Origin of the sequence: Enterococcus sp. DIV1283b (genome assembly GCF_051710965.1) — a bacterium.
In the GTDB taxonomy this organism is placed as follows: Bacteria; Bacillota; Bacilli; order Lactobacillales; family Enterococcaceae; genus Enterococcus_B; species Enterococcus_B lactis.
In genome coordinates this window covers 1801166-1821182 of sequence record NZ_JBIOLR010000001.1, presented here as the reverse complement: position 1 = coordinate 1821182, position 20017 = coordinate 1801166, and the positions used below count along the sequence as shown (strand labels likewise).

Here is a 20017-nt window from a genome sequence, read left to right as displayed (position 1 = left end):
ATAATGGAACGAGCAATATTTGCAGGAGGCTGCTTCTGGTGTATGATCCAACCTTTCGATACGCTTCCTGGTATTCATACAGTGATGTCAGGATATACTGGAGGACATGTACCAGATCCAACTTATGAACAAGTAAAAAGCCAAACGACTGGACATACAGAAGCCGTGGAGATTATCTATGATCCAACATTGATTTCATATGAACAGTTAGTAGAACTTTACTGGCAGCAAACGGATCCGACTGATGCTTTCGGACAATTTGAGGATCGCGGCGACAATTACCGTCCGGTCATCTTTTATTTGACAGAAGAACAACGGATCATTGCTGAAAAAAGTAAGAAACAGTTAGCTGAAAGTGGACGTTTCGAACAGCCAATCGTTACGAAAATCGAACCAGCCCAACCATTTTATCTAGCAGAAGAAGACCATCAAGAGTATTATAAAAAGCATCCTGAAAATTTTAAAAGAAACCATGCACGCCGGGCTGCCTTTATTGAAGAAAATTGGAGGAACGAAGGGTGAATCGAAGCTTTTTTCACTATTTAATGACACTGCGAGGCGGTGGTGTACACGATACTTTATCTATTTTTGCTACAGAAGCCGGTAAAGATATCCAATTCCCTAAGCATAGCTCTAGCTACGAAGAAATTTCTAGTTATCTAGAATTGAATGTCGACTATTTGCCATCCATGGATATTTTTGACGAAGCCTGGGAAAAATATTTAGAGAACAATCATGACTTATAAAAATTGACTTTCCATTTATGATCCAAGCGTTTTTTGTCCAACAGCTTGATAGAAAGAATTATTTTTATTTCAGCTATCTAGTCGCATTTTTTTGATATTTTTCTTATAATAAAGAAAGAATGAAAAAACGAGGGATGGATTGATAGAGATTGACAAAAAAACAACGCTATATTGATCGCTTCTGGCTTATATTCAAATACTTACTTGTTTCTGTATTCATTGCGTTTATGTTGCGGGGATTTTTGTTCATCCCTGTACCAGTAGAAGGCAATTCAATGGAAAATGTCTTGAAACAAGGCGACATGGTTGTGATGGAAAAATTTTCGGAGATCAGACGATTTGATATTGTTGTTTTTCAATTAGCAGATGGGACGATTTATATCAAACGAGTGATTGGGCTTCCAGGAGAAAACGTCAGCTACCAAAATGATCAATTGAAGATCAATGGAAAAGTAGTGAAGGAGCCTTATCTAACTAAAAACATGAAGTCAGATCATGCAAATGCATCCTATACGACGGACTTCACACTACAAGAACTGACGGGACAATCGAAGCTTCCCGAAGATAGTTATTTTGTACTTGGAGATAATCGAAGAGTTTCAAAAGATAGCCGCTCATTTGGTACGATCAATAAAACGGATATTTTAGGTAAAGCAAGATTCGTTTATTATCCGCTTGATGAAATAAAATGGATCCAGTGAGAAACAATAAAGAGGTTGTGACCATTCTTTTGTCACAACCTCTTTATTGTTTGGTCCAAAATCAGCTTATTGCCTTAGTACATAAAATCAAACAGCTCGTTTAAACACTTTTCTAGCCTCTAAAGCTTTGATAAATGAATAAACAACCGTTATTTGAATAGGAATCTGGATCATATTCCTGATAACCCTACCTAGAAAAATCACTTTGAAATCTGCACCAAACAAAACAGACATCAGCCAAGAATTGATAAAGAGGCTCACTGGAATCATAATCAATAGTTGGGCGGCGATGACGGAAAGCAGATTTATCTTTTTATGATATAAAAATAAGCCATTGATAAACCCACCAAGGAATGCTGTGATAAGAAAAGCAGCTTGAAATGTACCTGAACCAAATATTGTGAAATTCAAAGTGTTCGACAACATTTCAAGCAAACCAGCCCAAATCGGCCCATATAGATAACCCATAAGCGCCATACTTAAAAATCCGAATGTGACTTGAAAATAAGCAGGACCAATCGCTATCTTGTATAAGATGACATCAAGGGCTAATAAAAGGGCAGAAGTCGATAACAATCTTGCATTCATTTCGGGCAATCTAAAAACGTCTTTTGCAATCAAAGTGTTCAAAATATTCTCTCCTTTGTCAGTTAATAAGAAAAGGATACCATAAAATCGCTGATGTGTCATGACACCTTTGTAATTTACAAAAATGACCATCCAACGACTAATAAAAGGAGAAGAAGACTGCTTTTATAAACTGTAAAAAAGGCAATTGTACGATCGAAAAAAATAGAGGTGGAGAATACTTATCGTATCATCCATCTCTATTTTTTTGTTATAAAAATGTCAGTTTCTTTATCTGCTTACATCTTCATCCATACGGGTTCTAATGTGTTTCCATCCAAATCTTGGACTTCTAATGAAAACATTTCTTCTTCAGGTATTCCCATATCGACTTCGTGGAAAGTACCACCATTTTCTTTTGCAGTTTGAGCGAATTTTTTTACTTTATCCGCGTTGTCCATACTAAACGAAATCAAAGCGCCACTTGTTTTTTTATTATCGGCTATTTCTTTATCTTTTATAAATTTTTTATAAAAATCATGAGAGAGGAGCATCACCCAAAAAGTGTCATCCCACACCATTGAACTAGCTTCTTCAGTAGAGAATTCTTCATTTTTTTTAAACCCAAGCTTTTCATAAAAAGCAACGGAACGATTGACATCGGCAACAGGAAAATTAACAAAAACCATACTATTCATTTGTTTCGTCTCCTTTCTGCTTTGTCCGTCTATCATCTCTTATTTAGGAAACGCTGTCAAAAAATTAGGCTCGTATACAGAGATCAAAATAAAAAATTTACATCATCAAAAAAGAGAAGATGTGATAGAATGAGGACTGGTTCACTTTCACTTAACTAATAGATAGGATTTTTTTATAATAGAAAAAAGTGAATATATATTGAAAAATAAAAAACAAGTAAAGTCGGAGAATATTCCGATATGAAAGGAATGGAGAGAACAATGACCATCCAATGGTTTCCAGGACACATGGCAAAAGCCCGACGAGAAGTTTCTGAAAAAATGAAATATGTGGACATCGTATTTGAATTGGTAGATGCACGTTTACCTTTATCTTCTCGTAATCCAATGCTAGATCAGATCATTCAGCAAAAGCCTCGGCTTGTTTTGTTGAATAAAGCGGATCTGGCAGATCCACAACAGACAAAGCTGTGGCAAGAATATTTTCGTAAGCAAGGCCACCTTGCGTTAGCTATCACGGCACAAGAAAGTAAAGGAATCAAAGGGCTAGTACCTGCAGCTAAAGAAGCGTTGAAAGAAAAACGAGCAAGAGACGCTGCTCGCGGGATCAAGCCTCGCGCTATTCGGGCAATGGTGTTGGGTATTCCGAATGTTGGAAAGTCTACGTTGATGAATCGACTAGTAGGCAAAAAAATTGCTCAGACAGGAAATAAACCAGGTGTAACAAAAGGTCAGCAGTGGCTTCGTTTGGGTAACGAGTTGGAATTGTTAGACACACCAGGGATTTTATGGCCCAAATTTGAAGATGAAGAAATCGGCAAAAAACTAGCGCTGACAGGCGCCATCAAAGACCAACTTGTCCATTTAGATGATTTGGCGATTTACGGATTGGATTTTTTTGCCCGATATTATTCAGGAAGAATCAGCGATCGTTATGGTTTGCCAATCGAGCAAGAAGAAAAATTGGCACCGGAATTGCTGATGGATATCACAGCAAAACGTGGGTATAAAGAAGACTATGATCGCGGCAGCGAATTAGTCGTGCATGATATCCGTCAAGGAAAACTTGGTCGATACACATTGGATCGTTGCGAAGAAATGGAGCAAAAAAGCGATGACTGAATCCATCCAAAGTATCAAAGAACGATTGAAAAGCATACAGAAAACAGATGATCCTACACTAGAATCATTGAGAAACGATCCACGCAAAGGCGTACAGCAAGCGCTAGTTTCTTTTGAACGACGATTGAAAAAAGAGGCATTGATCAAGGAAAAATATGAAGAAATGTTTTGCTTTGAAAAACAAGGGTACGCACAAGGTCACCAATGGATTGCCGGCATTGATGAAGTAGGAAGAGGACCGTTAGCTGGACCTGTCGTGGCAGCTGCAGTTATCTTGCCGAAAAATGAGATCATATTAGGGCTGAATGATTCAAAACAGTTATCAGAGAAAAAACGAGAACTTCTTTCTCAACAAATTCAAGAAAAAGCTTTGGCCATCGGGATCGGAATCATTGATCAGCAGACAATCGATGAAGTGAATATTTATGAAGCAAGTAAATTGGCGATGATCCAAGCAGTAGAAAACTTGTCTATTGCACCAAGCTACTTGTTGATCGATGCGATGACCTTGGATTTGCCTATACAGCAGGAAAAAATAATCAAAGGGGATGCACGATCTGTGTCGATTGCGGCTGCAAGTATCATTGCTAAAGTATATCGGGATCAATTGATGAAAGAATATGACATGCTTTATCCTGGGTATGGTTTCTCGCATAATGCAGGCTATGGAACAAAGGAACACTTAGAAGGACTTGAAAGACAAGGGATTACGCCAATCCATCGCAAAAGTTTTGCACCTGTAAAAAAATATTTACAATAAAAAACAGCCGCTTTTACGTATCTTATTAAAAAGAGAGACGAAAGGCGGTTTTATGATGTATCAAATAGAAGAGAATTTATTGAAACTTGCTTACGCAAAAGGAATCAGTAGCCAAGGGAAATGGGCACTTGCTAACTGGATAATGCAGTATCCTTACAAAGAAATCGGATTTGAAGACATCGTTAAGATAGGAAAAATCACCGCACATCGGGAGCTGTTCCGCACAAGTTGGCAAGAAATCCACAATAATTGGGGCAAAATCCAATCGAAACAGTCGTTTATTACTTGCTTTGATCCCAACTATCCCCCTCAGTTGCTTCACTTGACCTATCCGCCAATTGTCCTGTTTTACAGTGGTGACCTATCTTTACTTTCTTGTAATATGTTAAGCGTTGTTGGTGGAAGACGTACTTCTGCTTTAGCCAAAAAAACAGTGTATTATTTACTAAGGCCAGTGGTAGAAGCTGGATATGTGATCGTCAGCGGCTGCGCGAAAGGGATAGATACATACAGTCACCGAGCAGCAATCTCTCATGGTGGACGGACAATCGCGGTCATTGGAACAGGGATAGAGCAAGTCTATCCTGCTGAAAATCGTGACTTGCAAGAGGTGATTGCAAATGATCATCTTCTTTTGAGTGAATATCCTCCTCAATCCGGCCCGAAAAAGCATCGTTTTCCAATGAGAAATCGTATTATCGCAGCTTTGTCTAAAGGAACATGTGTCTTTGAAGCCAAGAAAAAAAGCGGCTCTCTGATAACAGCACAGCAAGCATTGGATCTTGGAAGAACAGTTTTTTCTGTTCCAGGAAATATTTTAACAGAACATTCTACCGGATGTCATCATTTGATCCAAGACGGTGCAGTTTGCGCGGTTTCGGGTGAAGATATCTTGGCAGAATTTAAAGAATAACATCATACTTTTCATTTGCTTTTCTTGACAAACGTTTTCTGAATGGATATGATTAGCTACGATTTGTATGAATCCTCTTTTAAATAGTAGGAACACGACAATGGAAAGGAGTCCATTCAGTAATGGCGTATAAATATTTAGTGATTGTAGAATCACCTGCAAAAGCCAAGACGATTGAGAAATATCTTGGACGAAACTATAAAGTAATGGCCAGTGTTGGTCATATAAGAGATTTACCGAAAAGTAAAATGGGTATCGATTTTGAAAACAATTATGAACCCCATTATATTTCTATACGCGGAAAAGGCGATGTCATCAAAAGCCTGAAAGCCGCAGCAAAAAAAGCTCAAAAAGTTTACTTGGCAAGTGACCCGGATAGAGAAGGAGAAGCGATTGCTTGGCATTTAGCGTACCTACTTGGGTTGGATCTGAAAGAAAAAAATCGGGTGGTCTTCAATGAAATCACAAAAGATGCAGTCAAAGCAGCCTTTAAGGAACCAAGAACAATCGATGTAGATTTAGTAGATGCACAGCAAGCTCGTCGTACCTTAGACAGAATCGTTGGTTATTCGATCAGCCCTATTCTTTGGCGCAAAGTCAAGAAAGGGTTAAGTGCAGGACGTGTCCAATCTGTCGCTTTAAAAATTATTATTGACCGTGAAAAAGAGATCCGAGAATTTGTTCCAGAAGAATATTGGAGCATCGACGGTAATTTTAAAAAAGCTCGCAAGAAATTCAAAGCAAATTTCTGGGGAATCGACGGTAAGAAAAAGAAATTACCAGATGCACAAAGTGTAAAAGAAGTCACTGCTAGAATTGATGGAACAGACTTCGAAGTTAAAAAAGTAGAAAAGAAAGAGCGCAAAAGAAACCCTGCGAATCCTTTCACTACAAGTAGCCTGCAACAGGAAGCTGCCCGTAAATTAAACTTTCGAACAAGAAAAACCATGATGGTAGCACAACAGTTATATGAAGGAATCACTTTGGGTAAACAAGGAACAGTCGGCTTGATTACATACATGCGTACTGATTCTACCCGGATTGCCGATACAGCAAAAGCAGAGGCCGCAGCATTTATTGAAGATACGTATGGAAAAGAATTTTCTAGACATGATCACCGAAAGATCAAAAATGCTCAAGGCGCACAAGATGCCCATGAAGCTGTGCGACCAACGAGTGTGCTTCGTACACCAGATGAACTCAAACAATATTTAGATAAAGATCAATTGAAACTTTATACATTGATCTGGTCACGTTTTGTGGCTAGTCAGATGACACCGGCTATTTTAGATACGATGAAAGTAACATTAGAACAAAATGGTGTGATCTTCATTGCGAACGGTTCAAAAATCAAATTCAAAGGATTCATGCAAGTGTATGTGGAAGGTAGAGATGACGGCAAAGAAGAGAAAGAAAATATTCTTCCAGAACTTGAAGAAGGCGATGTCGTCCAATCTGTTGATATTGAACCAAAACAGCATTTTACTCAACCACCTGCACGTTTCAGTGAGGCTACGTTGATTCGTGCGCTAGAAGAAAACGGGGTAGGGCGACCTTCCACTTATGCACCAACACTTGATACGATCCAAAGACGCTACTATGTAAAATTGACACAAAAAAGATTTGAGCCGACAGAATTAGGAGAGATTGTCAATTCGCTGATCTGTGAATTCTTCCCTCAAATCGTCGATATCCATTTCACAGCAGAAATGGAAGGAGATTTGGATAAAATCGAAGAAGGCACGGAAGCGTGGGTCAAAGTAGTCGATCGTTTCTATAAACCGTTTGAAAAAGAACTGACGAATGCGGAAGAAAAAATCGAAAAAATCCAAATCAAAGATGAACCAGCAGGATTCGATTGTGATGTCTGTGGACATCCGATGGTGATAAAGTTAGGGAAATACGGGAAGTTTTATGCTTGTAGCAATTTTCCTGATTGTCGGAATACCAAACCGATCGTAAAAGAAATCGGTGTGACTTGTCCAGTATGTCATGAAGGGCAAGTCATCGAACGAAAATCTAAGAAAAACAGACTGTTCTACGGTTGTTCTCGTTTCCCAGAATGTGAATTCACTTCTTGGGATAAACCAGTGGGCAGAAATTGTCCAAAATGTGACGGATATCTGGTTGAGAAGAAAGTCAAAGGTGGCAAACAAGTAGTCTGTGTAAATGGAGACTACGAAGAAGACATCCAAAAATAATAGAAAAGAGGTTCTTTCATTGAAAATGGTAAATGTTGTTGGAGCAGGACTTGCCGGAAGTGAAGCTGCTTGGCAGATCGCACAAGCAGGAGTACCTGTCCGTTTATATGAAATGCGTCCAGTCAAATCGACTGAGGCGCATCACACAAGTAATTTTGCTGAACTAGTATGTTCCAATTCACTAAGAGGAAACAGTTTGGCTAACGCAGTAGGATTATTGAAAGAAGAAATGCGCCGATTGAATTCAGTAGTAATCACTTCAGCAGATGAAACAGCAGTGCCAGCTGGTGGTGCTTTAGCTGTTGACCGAGATTCTTTTTCTGAAACGATTACCCGAAAAGTCAAAGAGCATCCATTAGTAACAGTGATAAACGAAGAAATTACTGAAATACCAGAAGGAATCACCGTAGTAGCAACAGGACCGTTGACTTCTCATCCATTGGCAGAAAGCATCAAAGCATTCAATGGTTCAGATGGTTTTTATTTCTATGACGCAGCTGCACCGATCGTAGACAAAGCTACGATCGATATGGATAAAGTATATTTGAAGTCCCGCTATGACAAAGGAGAAGCAGCTTACTTGAACTGTCCGATGACAGAAGAGGAATTCAAAGCTTTCCATGAGGCACTAATCAATGCCGAAGTGGCAGAACTTAAATCTTTTGAAAAAGAAAAATATTTTGAAGGATGTATGCCAATCGAAGTAATGGCACAGCGTGGATTCAAAACAATGCTTTTTGGTCCTATGAAACCAGTTGGATTGGAAGATCCTAAAACTGGCAAACGTCCTTATGCTGTTATCCAGCTACGTCAAGACAATGCTGCAGCTTCTTTATACAACATCGTGGGCTTCCAAACTCACTTGAAATGGGGCGAGCAAAAACGTGTTTTTCGGATGATTCCTGGATTGGAAAATGCTGAATTCGTTCGCTATGGTGTTATGCACCGAAATAGCTTTATGAATTCGCCAGAATTACTGAAACCGACGTATCAATCAACGAAACGCGAAGATTTGTTCTTTGCAGGTCAGATGACTGGTGTAGAAGGCTATGTTGAAAGTGCAGCAAGCGGATTACTTGCTGGAATCAATGCCGCACGCTTAGCAAAAGAAATGGAACCAGTCGAGTTTCCACAAGAAACAGCTATTGGGAGCATGGCTTACTACATTACTCATGCGGAAGGAAAACATTTCCAGCCAATGAATGCCAACTACGGTCTGTTTCCTGAATTGCCAGAACGCATACGAGACAAAAAAGCAAGATATGAAGCAATTGCCCAACGCGCTTTAAAAGCGAATGAGACAATAAAAAAAGAATTAGAAAAAACAGCAGTCCCAAATGAGTGAGCAAACTCGATGAAGAGGGTGAGACGGATAGTCTCGCTCTTTTTCTTGCGTTTTTCTTAAGGATTTCTCAAACAAAATGTGAGGAATTGCATTAATTGTGAACAAACTTAGAAATATTGGTTAAATTCTGACAATTTATTTGTCTTTTTGTAGACGCTGTGCTAAATTATTCTCTGGGACAAAAGGAAGGTGAGAAAATGACGGAAGCCACGTGGGAACAAAAATTTTTGCGTTATTTGATTGTCGAAAGAGGATATTCAGAAAAAACGAAAGAAGCATATGAAGAAGATATTCTCCATTTTAAACATTTCTTGGAGGAATCTGGAGACGCTGATCTGCTGAAGGCGGAATACTTTACGGTTCGTGTCTATTTGAGTGCATTAGCTGATCATCGCCCCAGCTATAGCAGAAATTCTATCAGTCGCAAGATAGCTAGCCTACGTTCGTTTTATCAGTACCTTCTCAAAGAAGAAGTGATAAAAGAAAATCCATTTTCTTACGTTCATCTCAAAAAGAAAAATTTGAGATTGCCACGCTTTTTTTATGAAAATGAAATGCAAGCACTTTTTGACAGCGTAGCAGGAGACAGTCCTCTAGATTTGAGGAACCGCGCTTTGCTGGAAGTCCTTTACGGATCTGGTATCCGTTTAAGCGAGTGTAGTAATCTGTTGGTATCAGACATTGATTTTGATTCAGAGGTCATGTTGATTCATGGTAAAGGAAACAAGGAGAGATACGCGCCTCTAGGTTCTTTTGCCCAAGATGCTCTACAAGAATATTTCACAGAAGGCCGTCAGGTATTGATGACAAAATATCACGAAGAGCATGATATTGTTTTTGTGAATCATCATGGAAAACCAATCACGCCTACTGGTATTGAATATGTCTTGAATCAGATGATCAAAAAAAGTAGCTTGGATAGCGATATCCATCCCCACATGCTGCGCCATACATTCGCCACTCATTTATTAAATAATGGGGCAGATTTGCGGACAGTCCAAGAATTGTTAGGACATGCCAATTTATCAACTACCCAGATCTATGCCCATGTAACAAAAGAAAGTTTACAAAAAAACTATCGTTCATTCCATCCAAGAGCGTAAAATAAGGAAAAGAACAAATTTAGGAGGAAACAAACATGGTCGAATCACCATTTCATTCAACCACAATCTGTGCTGTCGAAAAAGACGGAAAATTTGCCATGGCTGGAGATGGCCAAGTAACAATGGGTGAATCTGTTGTCATGAAAGGTACAGCAAAGAAAGTACGACGTATCTACAATAGAGAGGTCGTTGTAGGTTTCGCCGGAAGTGTCGCAGATGCGTTTACTTTAGAAGAAAAATTTGAAGGCAAACTGAACGAATACAATGGAAATCTGCAACGTGCAGCTGTTGAATTAGCTCAAGAATGGCGGACACAGCAATCTATGCAAAAACTTGAAGCGATGCTGATCGTAATGAATGATAAAGAAATGCTTCTTGTTTCAGGTACAGGAGAAGTGATTACGCCAGATGATGGCATCTTAGCTATCGGATCAGGCGGGAATTTTGCGTTGGCCGCAGCCCGAGCAATGAAAAATTATGCTCAAAATGACATGAGCGCGAAAGAAATTGCAGAAAATGCGTTAAATATTGCCGCAGACATCTGTATCTTTACTAATCATAATATTATCGTAGAAGAACTGTAAGAGGTGAGTAAATATGTATGAATTGAAACAAACACCAAGACAAATCGTAAGTGAATTAGACGAGTACATCGTAGGACAGCATGCAGCAAAAAAATCTGTTGCCGTCGCTTTGCGTAACCGCTACCGCCGTTTGCAGTTAGATGAAAAAATGCAACAAGATATTACACCTAAAAATATGCTGATGATCGGACCTACAGGGGTCGGTAAAACAGAAATCGCGCGACGTTTGGCCAAAATCGTCAATGCACCATTTGTCAAAGTCGAAGCAACAAAATTTACTGAAGTCGGTTATGTTGGAAGAGATGTAGAATCAATGGTCCGGGATTTAGTAGAAAATGCGATCCAAATCGTAGAAAAAGAGCAATACAGCCGTGTATACACAAGTGCTAAAAAAAATGCTGAAAAACGTTTGGTAAAAATCTTAGTGCCTGGTATAAAAAAAGAACAAAAACAATCCACTAATCAATTTGAACAAATGATGAATCTTTTTAATGCTAGTCAGCAAAACAACGTTGAACCACAAGAAGAAGTGACAGAAGATATTCGGATCAACCGCCGTACAGTTTTGGAACAACTACAAAAGGGATTACTGGACAATCGTGAAGTAACCATTGAAGTCGAAGATCAAAAGAAACCTGCACCAATGATGAACAATGGATTGGAGCAAATGGGGATCGACCTAAATGAAACGTTAGGTGCTCTAACACCGAAGAAAAAAGTGGAACGGACGGTAACAGTCAAAGAAGCTTTAGAGTTATTAATCAAAGAAGAATCAGCAAAACTAGTCAAGGATGCTGATATCCATAGTGAGGCAATCAAATTAGCGGAAGACAGCGGGATTATCTTTATCGATGAAATCGATAAGATTACTTCTAAATCACAGCAATCTGGAGAAGTATCCAGAGAAGGCGTCCAAAGAGACATATTGCCAATTGTCGAAGGTTCACAAGTAAACACAAAATACGGGATCATCCAAACAGATCACGTCCTATTCATTGCTTCAGGAGCTTTCCATTTGTCTAAACCAAGTGATCTAATTCCAGAACTTCAAGGACGCTTCCCAATACGGGTAGAATTAGATGATTTGACAGCTGAAGATTTTGTGAAAATTCTGACTGAACCGAATAATGCTTTAATAAAACAATATGTAGCATTGATTGGTACAGAAAATGTGTCAGTTACATTTACAAAAGAAGCAATTGAACGGATCGCTCAAATTGCTTTCGATGTCAATCGTGACACAGATAATATCGGTGCACGTAGACTGCATACTATTTTGGAAAAACTATTAGAAGACCTATTATTTGAAGCACCAGATATGCAAATGGGTGAAATAACGATTACAGAAGCATACGTTGATGACAAACTTGGCTCAATTGCGGCAAATGAAGATTTAAGTCGCTATATTTTATAAAATCGGAGGACGACAATGACAGACTTGCTAACGAAAACCCGCAAGATAAACACACTTTTGCAGCAAAAGAATACTTTTGACATGCAAGCAGATTTGCCTTACGATAAAATGGCTGTCACATTAGGTGGTATTCTTGACAGCAACACCTATATCATAGGAAGTGACGGAGTATTACTAGGTTATAATGAACGCCACGATGTGAATAATGAACGAATCAAAACAATGTTTGTTGAGAAACAATTCCCTGAATCTTACACTGATACAGTGGCACAGCTGATGAAAACTGAAGCTAATATCCCGATTACAAGTGATATTACTGCGTTTCCGGTAGAGTCAAGAGAAAAATACCCATTTGGTTTGACGACTGTCGTTCCAATCTTTGGAGCTGGCGAACGTCTGGGGACGATTATTTTATCTCGCATGGAACAATCGTTTGCAGATGACGATCTTGTCTTAGCAGAATATGGAGCTACGGTTGTCGGTATGCAGATCCTTTATCAGAAGTCTCGAAGTATCGAAGCTGATGTACGGAGTGCAACGGCTGTTCAAATGGCAATCAACACATTGTCTTACAGCGAGTTAAAGGCTGTACAAGCCATTTTTGAAGCATTGGATGGAGATGAAGGACGTTTGACTGCTTCTAATATCGCCGATAGCATCGGAATCACTCGTTCTGTGATCGTCAATGCTTTACGAAAATTGGAATCAGCTGGAATCATTGAATCTCGCTCGTTAGGTATGAAGGGAACTTATTTAAAAGTATTGAATTCCCGTTTTAAAGACGAATTGGCAAAACATAGTTATTAGAAACAAGGGGACTGGGGCGGATACAGATGTTTGCTCCAGCCTTCCCATTTTAAAAAGTAAGTCGAAGTTGGAGGAATGGCAATGACTGTTATTATTCAAAATGACCAGCTGATCGCTGAAATCGCTGAACACGGTGCGGAATTGATCAGTTTAAAATCAAAAGAACACGGTTTAGAGTATATCTGGCAAGGTGATCCAGCGTATTGGGGCAGACATGCACCAGTTTTATTCCCTTTTGTTGGACGTTTAAAAGATGACCAGTATGTTTACCAAGGGAAAACATATCAAATGGGACAACATGGATTTGCCCGAGATATGGATTTTGAAGTCATTGAACATGGACAAGAAATGGCTAGTTTCATCTTGCGGAGTACACCGGAGACATTAGAAAAATATCCTTTTGATTTTGAATTAGTGATTAGTTATGAATTAGGAGGAGACGGTATCACGGTCCATTACCAAGTAGCAAATACAGGTGAAGAAGAAATGTTCTTTTCTATCGGTGGACATCCTGCTTTCAATGTACCTCTAGAAGAAGGATTGTCATTCGAAGACTTTTATCTAGCATTTTCTCCATTGAAATCAAGATTACGCCTGCCTTTGAAAGGCCCATTCATTGATATGGATCAAAAGACGTTAGGACAGACAAATACGAATCTGGCTTTGAATCGTGAACTTTTTGATCAAGATGCATTGGTCTTTGAAACAAGAGGACTAAATGCGTACGCCATTCGGAGTGAAAAATCTTACCATAGCATAACTTTAAGCTATAAAGATATGCCTTATGTAGGAATCTGGTCTCCTTATCCAAAAGAAGCCCCTTTCGTGTGTATCGAACCATGGTGTGGAATTGCTGACACGGTGAATAGCAGTGGAAACTTGATGGAAAAAGTAGGAATCAATCAACTAGGTGCCCATGAAATCTTCAAGACAAAATATTCGATCACAGTGAAGTAAGAGGGTGTAAAAAAGCTATTCTACATCAAGTAATAAGAGGTTGTGACAGAAGTGGTCAGCTTCTGGAACACCGTTTGTTCGAAAAAAGGGAGTGTGACATGGATTTGTCACACTCCTGTTTTATCTCTTTGGACTGAAAAAGTGTCAGGATTTTTTCTTGCTACTGTTCAAACCAAATGGGATTCGACTTTCCGTATGGTTTCTGATACGCTTGATATTGTCTTTATGACGATAGAAGATAAAGGAAGAGACTAAAAAGGCAATGATCGTCAGCAACCAATTGGGCTTAGCCAAAATCACAGGAGCTACATAAGGAAGGACGATCGTGGATAAAGTGATCAACGCTGCACTGATCATACTGCTCAAACTCACCATACTTGTACAAAATAGACTAACGATAAAAATGATACAGGAATAAACAAAAAATACAGGATTAAATCCTAAAAGCATTCCTGCACTTGTCGCAACAGCTTTTCCTCCTTTAAACCCAGCAAATATCGGAAATGTATGACCAAGAATCGCACATACCCCAAACCAAAGAGGGTTAATCCCAGAAAGGTGAAAAATCATCGGCAGACAAGTAGCCAATGTACCCTTTAAAATATCCATAAGAAGGACAACGATTCCGGCGGTTTTGCCTAATACTCGAAATGTATTGGTGGTTCCAGTATTACCGCTCCCATGTTGCCGGATATCTTTTTTGAAAAACAATTTGCCGATCCAGACACCGGAAGGAATAGAACCTAAAAGATATGCTAAAATAAGTAATAAGATCAATTTCATTTTTTACCCTCTCTCAAGTTGAAAACTATCCTTTATTTTAGCATGAATAGGTAACAGGAACAATTGAAAAAATGAAAGATAGAAGTATAATAGATGAAATAAAAAGAAAAGCAAGGGGTGACAGAAATGTCTATAAAAAATCCAACACAAGAAACGATTTTTAACTATTTGAAAGAAGCAAAAAATATTGCCGTCGTAGGCTTGAGCAATAAACCAGAGCGAACAAGTTACATGGTTGCACAGGTATTGCAAGACAATGGATATAAAATCATACCAGTAAATCCATTATTGGCTGGTGAAGAAATTCTAGGAGAGAAAGTCTATGCAAATTTAACAGAAATCGATGATCCAATCGATATCGTAGATGTATTTAGACGGAGCGAATTTTTACCTGAAGTAGCAGCTGATTTTTTGAAAACCGATGCTAAAGTGTTTTGGGCACAACTAGGGATCGAAAACGAAGAAGCAGATGAGATGCTAAGAAAAGCAGGACGCACAGACATCGTAATGGATCGTTGTATCAAGATTGAACTTGGTAAGTTGAAAGAAAACCAAAAATAAAAATGACCACAAAGAAGAGATGATCGATAGAGAGGAATGTCGAAAAAGCGGTTAGGAGATAATTAAAATTGATTTCTCATCTAACCTCTTTTTTTTCACGACCTTTTCTAGTATGATAATCGTGGTGCGGTTTTGCCGCAAAGTATTATTGAAGGAGCGTTTGCCTTGGCAAAAAAAGTAAACAACGAATATAATGACTCGTCCATCCAAGTATTGGAAGGATTAGAGGCAGTTAGAAAAAGACCAGGGATGTACATTGGATCCACTGACAGCCGAGGCTTGCATCATTTAGTCTATGAAATCGTCGATAATGCAGTTGATGAAGCATTATCAGGATATGGCAGTGAGATTGATGTGACCATCCATGAAGACAATAGTATAACTGTTGCAGATAGCGGACGCGGGATGCCTGTAGGGATGCATGCTTCCGGAATCCCTACAGTTGAAGTGATTTTTACTGTGCTGCATGCTGGCGGAAAGTTTGGCCAAGGAGGGTACAAAACTTCTGGTGGACTTCACGGTGTAGGAGCCAGTGTGGTAAATGCCTTATCGAAATGGCTGACTGTAACAATCGTTAGAGATGGCGTAGAGTATCAGCAGAAATTTAAAAACGGCGGTAAACCTGACGGTACGTTGAAAAAGATAGGAAAAACAAAAAAAGCAAACGGGACGATTGTCCATTTTTTACCAGATGATACGATATTCAGTACAACGAAATTTTCATATGAAATTTTAGCCGAACGGTTAAGAGAATCTGCCTTTCTTCTAAAAGGCGTTAAAATCTCACTTTCTGATCTTCGGGGAGAAGAACCAGTCAAGGAAGTTTTCCATTATGAAGAAGGAATCAAAGAATTTGTTGATTACCTGAATGAAGAAAAAGATACATTGACACCGGTCGTTTATTTTTCAGGAGAAAAAGAAGGTATCGAAGTAGAGGTCGCTTATCAATACAATGACGGGTATTCAGAAAATGTCTTATCTTTTGTCAATAATGTTCGAACAAAAGATGGTGGAACCCATGAAGCTGGAATGAAAGCGGCAATGACGAAATCTTATAACGAATATGCGAGAAAAGTCGGCTTGCTGAAAGAACGGGACAAGAATCTGGAAGGTAGTGATTTCAGAGAAGGATTAGCTGCTGTTCTCTCTATCCGTGTACCTGAAAATCTTCTGCAATTTGAAGGCCAAACGAAAGAAAAACTTGGTACGCCAGTTGCTCGTACCGTAGTAGATAACGTCATCAGTGAACAAATGGGCTTTTATTTGCAGGAAAATAGCGAAATGAGCCAGATGTTGGTCCGTAAAGCAATCAAAGCGAGAGAAGCGAGAGAAGCAGCACGTAAAGCCAGAGAAGAAAGCCGAAATGGGAAGAAGCGTAAAAAAGGCGAATCTCTTCTTTCAGGAAAATTGACACCCGCACAATCCCGAAACCCTAAGAAAAATGAATTGTATTTAGTCGAAGGGGATTCTGCCGGCGGATCTGCTAAACAAGGAAGAGACAGAAAGTTCCAAGCAATTCTACCTTTACGAGGAAAAGTCATCAATACCGAAAAAGCTAAAATGCAAGATATCTTGAAAAATGAAGAAATCAATACGATGATCTATACGATTGGTGCAGGAGTCGGCCCTGAATTTTCTATCGAAGACTGTAATTACGACAAAGTAATCATCATGACCGATGCGGATACAGACGGCGCCCATATTCAAGTATTACTGCTTACTTTCTTTTATCGTTATATGAAACCGCTGATTGAAGCTGGGAAAGTATATATCGCGTTACCGCCTTTATATAAAGTATCCAAAGGACAAGGGAAGAAGCAAGTCATTGAATATGCGTGGACAGATGACGAATTGGCATCAATGATTAAAAAAGTCGGCAAAGGATATATGCTACAGCGATATAAAGGACTTGGAGAGATGAATGCAGAACAATTGTGGGAAACAACGATGGATCCAACTTCCCGTACGTTGATCCGCGTTCGTATCGACGATGCTGCGCAAGCTGAGCGTCGAGTAACCACACTAATGGGTGACAAAGTAGAACCTCGAAGAAAATGGATCGAAAATCACGTACAATTTACGTTGGAAGAAGATGGCAGTATCTTAGATAAAAAAGAGGATGCTGAAATCTCTCCTTCAGTTTCTAATGAATTATTAGATGAAGAACGAGCAGATAAAAACGAAGACAATCAGTTATTTGAAGTAGAATAGGAGGTCACCTGATGGAAAATCGACAAGAAGTACAAGAATTAACTTTAGAAGAAGTGATGGGTGACCGCTTCGGACGTTATTCCAAATATATTATCCAAGAACGTGCACTGCCTGATATCCGTGATGGATTGAAACCAGTGCAACGCCGGATATTATTTGCCATGAACAAAGATGGCAATACGTATGACAAAGGATTCCGTAAATCAGCAAAATCTGTCGGAAATATCATGGGGAATTATCATCCTCATGGTGACAGCAGTATTTATGAAGCGATGGTCCGAATGAGCCAAGATTGGAAGTTGCGGGAAGTACTGATCGAAATGCACGGGAATAACGGGAGTATGGACGGTGATCCACCTGCTGCGATGCGTTATACTGAAGCCAGATTATCCAAGTTAAGTGGAGAGATGCTAGCAGATATCGAAAAAGAAACAGTCGATCTCGTGTGGAATTTTGATGATACAGAAAAAGAACCAACAGTCCTTCCAGCTCGATACCCAAACCTTCTAGTCAATGGATCGACAGGTATATCTGCTGGATATGCGACAGAAATCCCGACTCATAACTTAGCTGAAGTGATCGACGGCACAATCTATATGATCGATCATCCACAAGCGAGCCTTGAAAAATTGATGGAATATATTCCTGGACCTGACTTTCCAACAGGAGGGATCTTGCAAGGAAAAGATGAAATCAAAAAAGCTTATGAAACAGGGCGAGGAAAAGTTATTCTTCGTTCGAAAACAAAGATAGAAGCAATGAAGGGCAATAAACAGCAAATCGTGATCACTGAAATCCCATATGAAGTAAATAAAGCGACATTGGTGAAAAAAATGGATGAGATCCGTTTGAATAAGAAAATCGATGGAATAGCTGAAGTACGAGATGAAAGTGATAGAACTGGTCTGCAAATTGTCGTTGAATTGAAAAAAGACGCCAATGCTCAAGGAATTTTGAATTATTTGTTCAAAAACACTGAGCTACAGATCAATTACAATTTCAATATGGTCGCTATCGATCATATGACTCCGCATCAAGTTGGACTGAAAGACATTTTAAGAAGTTATATCGAGCATCGAAAGCAAGTCATAACAAAACGCAGCCAATTCGATTTAGCCAAAGCTCAAAAAAGACAGCATATCGTAGAAGGCCTGATGAAAGCTTTATCGATTCTGGATGAAGTAATCGCAACGATTCGTGAAAGTAAAGACAAAAAAGACGCCAAAAAGAATTTAGTCGACGTCTTCCAATTTACAGAAGAACAAGCAGAAGCAATCGTCACATTGCAACTATATCGTTTGACGAACACAGATATCACAGAGCTTCAAAAGGAATCTGAAAGCTTGATTGCACAAATCACAGAGTTGAATAAAATCCTTTCAAACGACAAAGAGCTTTTCTCTGTTATGAAAAAAGAATTGCGGGAAGTGAAAAAAAATTACTCTTCCGCTCGTCTGACGACAATCGAAGACGAAATCGAAGAAATCAAAATCGATACGCAAGTTTTAGTGGCGCAAGAAGACGTAATCGTCAGTGTGACGCGAGAAGGCTATGTGAAGCGAACAAGCCTTCGTTCTTATAGTGCTTCCAAACCAGAAGAAATCGGGATGCGAGAAGGCGACTACTTGCTGTACTCAGGTGAATTGAGCACATTGGACCATGTTCTTCTGATTACGAATAAAGCAAATGTGATCTACCGTCCTGTTCATGAACTACCCGATTTGAAATGGAAAGATGCTGGCGAACACATTTCTCAAACAATCTCCAATCTGTCTGTAGATGAATCGATCTTAGCTGTTTTCCCATATCAAAAAATCCAAGCAGAGAAAACATTTGTATTCATCAGCAAGAATGGATTGATCAAGCAAACACGAATGACAGAGTTCGAGCCATGGCGCACCTACAAGAGCCGTCCGCTTAGCTGTATGAAGCTAAAGGCGGAAGAAGATGAACTTATTGCTGTATATCTGAAAGAAGATCAGCCAGGCTTAGATGTGTTCTTAGTAACGCATCAAGGAATGGGCTTGCGCTATCCTTTAACAGATGTTCCCGTTGTTGGAGCAAAGGCAGCTGGAGTGAAGTCTATGAATTTGAAAGATGGAGATAGGATTGTCAATGGGCTGCTTGTGTTAGCAGAGGGAGATACGCCGATCGTAATCGTTACTCAGCGAGGAGCCGTGAAACGCATGCTTGCTCAAGAAATCAGTCAAACTTCACGTGCGAAGCGGGGAGTGACGGTCATGCGTGAGCTGAAAAAAAATCCGCACCGTATTATCTATATGTCGGAAGGAAGATCAAAAGAAATAACCTTGATGAATCAAAAAGGACAACAAATAACGATTGATCCAACGGATTTTCCTATAGGTGATCGAACATCGAATGGTTCATTTGCTATGGACGAGAAAAAAGGTGGAGAAGTCATCGAAGTTATCGATGCTCCTGAGATTTTCATCGAATCATAACTGTTATGGTATTTTAGTGAAGAGGCACCATCTGTATTAATACAGATGGTGCCTCTTTTTCATTCCTTTTTAATAAAACTTC

At 39.3% G+C, this 20017-nt stretch carries 19 protein-coding genes; 16 read left to right on the top strand and 3 right to left on the bottom strand.

What is annotated here, in order from left to right:
• Positions 1-3: 3 nt before the first annotated feature.
• From msrA to lepB, 3 genes are all read left to right on the top strand, one after another.
• Positions 4-522 (top strand): peptide-methionine (S)-S-oxide reductase MsrA, encoded by a 519-nt coding sequence (msrA, locus tag IGJ53_RS08940; protein ID WP_002288397.1) that lies wholly within the window; start codon positions 4-6, stop codon positions 520-522.
• On the top strand, positions 519-746 hold the full coding sequence (locus IGJ53_RS08935; protein WP_002290200.1) for a YozE family protein: 228 nt from the start codon (positions 519-521) through the stop codon (positions 744-746). Before msrA ends, IGJ53_RS08935 begins: the two co-directional genes overlap by 4 nt.
• Positions 747-895: 149 nt before the next feature.
• Positions 896-1447: a signal peptidase I gene (gene lepB / locus IGJ53_RS08930; RefSeq protein ID WP_002290203.1), complete on the top strand. Its 552-nt coding sequence runs from the start codon at positions 896-898 to the stop codon at positions 1445-1447.
• Positions 1448-1534: 87 nt separating this feature from the next.
• Here the strand turns inward: lepB and IGJ53_RS08925 are convergent, their stop codons facing one another.
• Both IGJ53_RS08925 and IGJ53_RS08920 read right to left on the bottom strand, forming a co-directional pair.
• On the bottom strand, positions 1535-2077 hold the full coding sequence (locus IGJ53_RS08925) for a folate family ECF transporter S component (RefSeq protein ID WP_038398837.1): 543 nt from the start codon (positions 2075-2077) through the stop codon (positions 1535-1537).
• A gap of 236 nt (positions 2078-2313) precedes the next feature.
• Complete coding sequence (locus IGJ53_RS08920; RefSeq protein ID WP_010732773.1) at positions 2314-2712, bottom strand: VOC family protein; 399 nt, start codon at positions 2710-2712, stop codon at positions 2314-2316.
• A gap of 261 nt (positions 2713-2973) precedes the next feature.
• On the opposite strand from IGJ53_RS08920, the gene ylqF reads away from it, so the two are divergent.
• From ylqF to IGJ53_RS08870, 10 genes are all read left to right on the top strand, one after another.
• Positions 2974-3834: a ribosome biogenesis GTPase YlqF gene (gene ylqF, locus IGJ53_RS08915; RefSeq protein ID WP_002309567.1), complete on the top strand. Its 861-nt coding sequence runs from the start codon at positions 2974-2976 to the stop codon at positions 3832-3834.
• The gene (locus IGJ53_RS08910; RefSeq protein ID WP_010732772.1) at positions 3827-4594 is read left to right on the top strand and encodes a ribonuclease HII; all 768 of its coding nucleotides are present in this window, start codon (positions 3827-3829) and stop codon (positions 4592-4594) included. The genes ylqF and IGJ53_RS08910 overlap by 8 nt, the downstream gene beginning before the upstream one ends.
• Before the next feature lie 55 nt (positions 4595-4649).
• Positions 4650-5507: a DNA-processing protein DprA gene (gene dprA / locus IGJ53_RS08905; RefSeq protein ID WP_010732771.1), complete on the top strand. Its 858-nt coding sequence runs from the start codon at positions 4650-4652 to the stop codon at positions 5505-5507.
• 122 nt (positions 5508-5629) lie between these two features.
• A complete protein-coding gene (gene topA, locus IGJ53_RS08900; RefSeq protein ID WP_002288411.1) occupies positions 5630-7708 on the top strand; it encodes a type I DNA topoisomerase in 2079 nt (692 codons plus the stop codon).
• Positions 7677-9053, top strand: a complete 1377-nt coding sequence (gene trmFO, locus IGJ53_RS08895) for an FADH(2)-oxidizing methylenetetrahydrofolate--tRNA-(uracil(54)-C(5))-methyltransferase TrmFO (protein WP_002372288.1) — start codon at positions 7677-7679, stop codon at positions 9051-9053. Before topA ends, trmFO begins: the two co-directional genes overlap by 32 nt.
• Before the next feature lie 197 nt (positions 9054-9250).
• Positions 9251-10156: a tyrosine recombinase XerC gene (xerC, locus tag IGJ53_RS08890; RefSeq protein WP_002290220.1), complete on the top strand. Its 906-nt coding sequence runs from the start codon at positions 9251-9253 to the stop codon at positions 10154-10156.
• 35 nt (positions 10157-10191) lie between these two features.
• Complete coding sequence (gene hslV, locus IGJ53_RS08885; protein WP_438750081.1) at positions 10192-10740, top strand: HslVU peptidase proteolytic subunit; 549 nt, start codon at positions 10192-10194, stop codon at positions 10738-10740.
• Between the two features lie 13 nt (positions 10741-10753).
• Complete coding sequence (gene hslU, locus IGJ53_RS08880; protein WP_259741749.1) at positions 10754-12154, top strand: ATP-dependent protease ATPase subunit HslU; 1401 nt, start codon at positions 10754-10756, stop codon at positions 12152-12154.
• 15 nt (positions 12155-12169) lie between these two features.
• The gene (codY, locus tag IGJ53_RS08875; protein ID WP_002290223.1) at positions 12170-12961 is read left to right on the top strand and encodes a GTP-sensing pleiotropic transcriptional regulator CodY; all 792 of its coding nucleotides are present in this window, start codon (positions 12170-12172) and stop codon (positions 12959-12961) included.
• 81 nt (positions 12962-13042) lie between these two features.
• Complete coding sequence (locus tag IGJ53_RS08870; protein ID WP_002290227.1) at positions 13043-13918, top strand: aldose 1-epimerase family protein; 876 nt, start codon at positions 13043-13045, stop codon at positions 13916-13918.
• A 144-nt stretch (positions 13919-14062) separates the two neighbouring features.
• Here IGJ53_RS08870 and plsY read toward each other — a convergent pair whose 3' ends face one another.
• Entirely contained in the window at positions 14063-14701 is a 639-nt protein-coding gene (gene plsY / locus IGJ53_RS08865) for a glycerol-3-phosphate 1-O-acyltransferase PlsY (protein ID WP_010732769.1), read from the bottom strand.
• A 126-nt stretch (positions 14702-14827) separates the two neighbouring features.
• On the opposite strand from plsY, the gene IGJ53_RS08860 reads away from it, so the two are divergent.
• The 3 genes from IGJ53_RS08860 to parC all read left to right on the top strand — a co-directional run bounded on the left by IGJ53_RS08860 (position 14828) and on the right by parC (position 19935).
• Complete coding sequence (locus IGJ53_RS08860; protein ID WP_010732768.1) at positions 14828-15262, top strand: CoA-binding protein; 435 nt, start codon at positions 14828-14830, stop codon at positions 15260-15262.
• Positions 15263-15427: 165 nt separating this feature from the next.
• On the top strand, positions 15428-17473 hold the full coding sequence (parE, locus tag IGJ53_RS08855; protein WP_259741750.1) for a DNA topoisomerase IV subunit B: 2046 nt from the start codon (positions 15428-15430) through the stop codon (positions 17471-17473).
• 11 nt (positions 17474-17484) lie between these two features.
• A complete protein-coding gene (gene parC, locus IGJ53_RS08850) occupies positions 17485-19935 on the top strand; it encodes a DNA topoisomerase IV subunit A (protein WP_010732767.1) in 2451 nt (816 codons plus the stop codon).
• Positions 19936-20017: the final 82 nt, after the last annotated feature.

Excerpts from the sequence above, each read along its gene's own strand:
- plsY (WP_010732769.1), bottom strand. The coding sequence starts at position 14,701 with ATGAAATTGATCTTATTACTTATTTTAGCATATCTTTTAGGTTCTATT.
- codY (WP_002290223.1), top strand. The coding sequence starts at position 12,170 with ATGACAGACTTGCTAACGAAAACCCGCAAGATAAACACACTTTTGCAG.
- hslV (WP_438750081.1), top strand. The coding sequence starts at position 10,192 with ATGGTCGAATCACCATTTCATTCAACCACAATCTGTGCTGTCGAAAAA.
- IGJ53_RS08920 (WP_010732773.1), bottom strand. The coding sequence starts at position 2,712 with ATGAATAGTATGGTTTTTGTTAATTTTCCTGTTGCCGATGTCAATCGT.
- IGJ53_RS08860 (WP_010732768.1), top strand. The coding sequence starts at position 14,828 with ATGTCTATAAAAAATCCAACACAAGAAACGATTTTTAACTATTTGAAA.
- dprA (WP_010732771.1), top strand. The coding sequence starts at position 4,650 with ATGTATCAAATAGAAGAGAATTTATTGAAACTTGCTTACGCAAAAGGA.
- xerC (WP_002290220.1), top strand. The coding sequence starts at position 9,251 with ATGACGGAAGCCACGTGGGAACAAAAATTTTTGCGTTATTTGATTGTC.
- ylqF (WP_002309567.1), top strand. The coding sequence starts at position 2,974 with ATGACCATCCAATGGTTTCCAGGACACATGGCAAAAGCCCGACGAGAA.
- IGJ53_RS08910 (WP_010732772.1), top strand. The coding sequence starts at position 3,827 with ATGACTGAATCCATCCAAAGTATCAAAGAACGATTGAAAAGCATACAG.
- msrA (WP_002288397.1), top strand. The coding sequence starts at position 4 with ATGGAACGAGCAATATTTGCAGGAGGCTGCTTCTGGTGTATGATCCAA.
- trmFO (WP_002372288.1), top strand. The coding sequence starts at position 7,677 with ATGGAGACTACGAAGAAGACATCCAAAAATAATAGAAAAGAGGTTCTT.
- topA (WP_002288411.1), top strand. The coding sequence starts at position 5,630 with ATGGCGTATAAATATTTAGTGATTGTAGAATCACCTGCAAAAGCCAAG.
- IGJ53_RS08870 (WP_002290227.1), top strand. The coding sequence starts at position 13,043 with ATGACTGTTATTATTCAAAATGACCAGCTGATCGCTGAAATCGCTGAA.
- hslU (WP_259741749.1), top strand. The coding sequence starts at position 10,754 with ATGTATGAATTGAAACAAACACCAAGACAAATCGTAAGTGAATTAGAC.
- parC (WP_010732767.1), top strand. The coding sequence starts at position 17,485 with ATGGAAAATCGACAAGAAGTACAAGAATTAACTTTAGAAGAAGTGATG.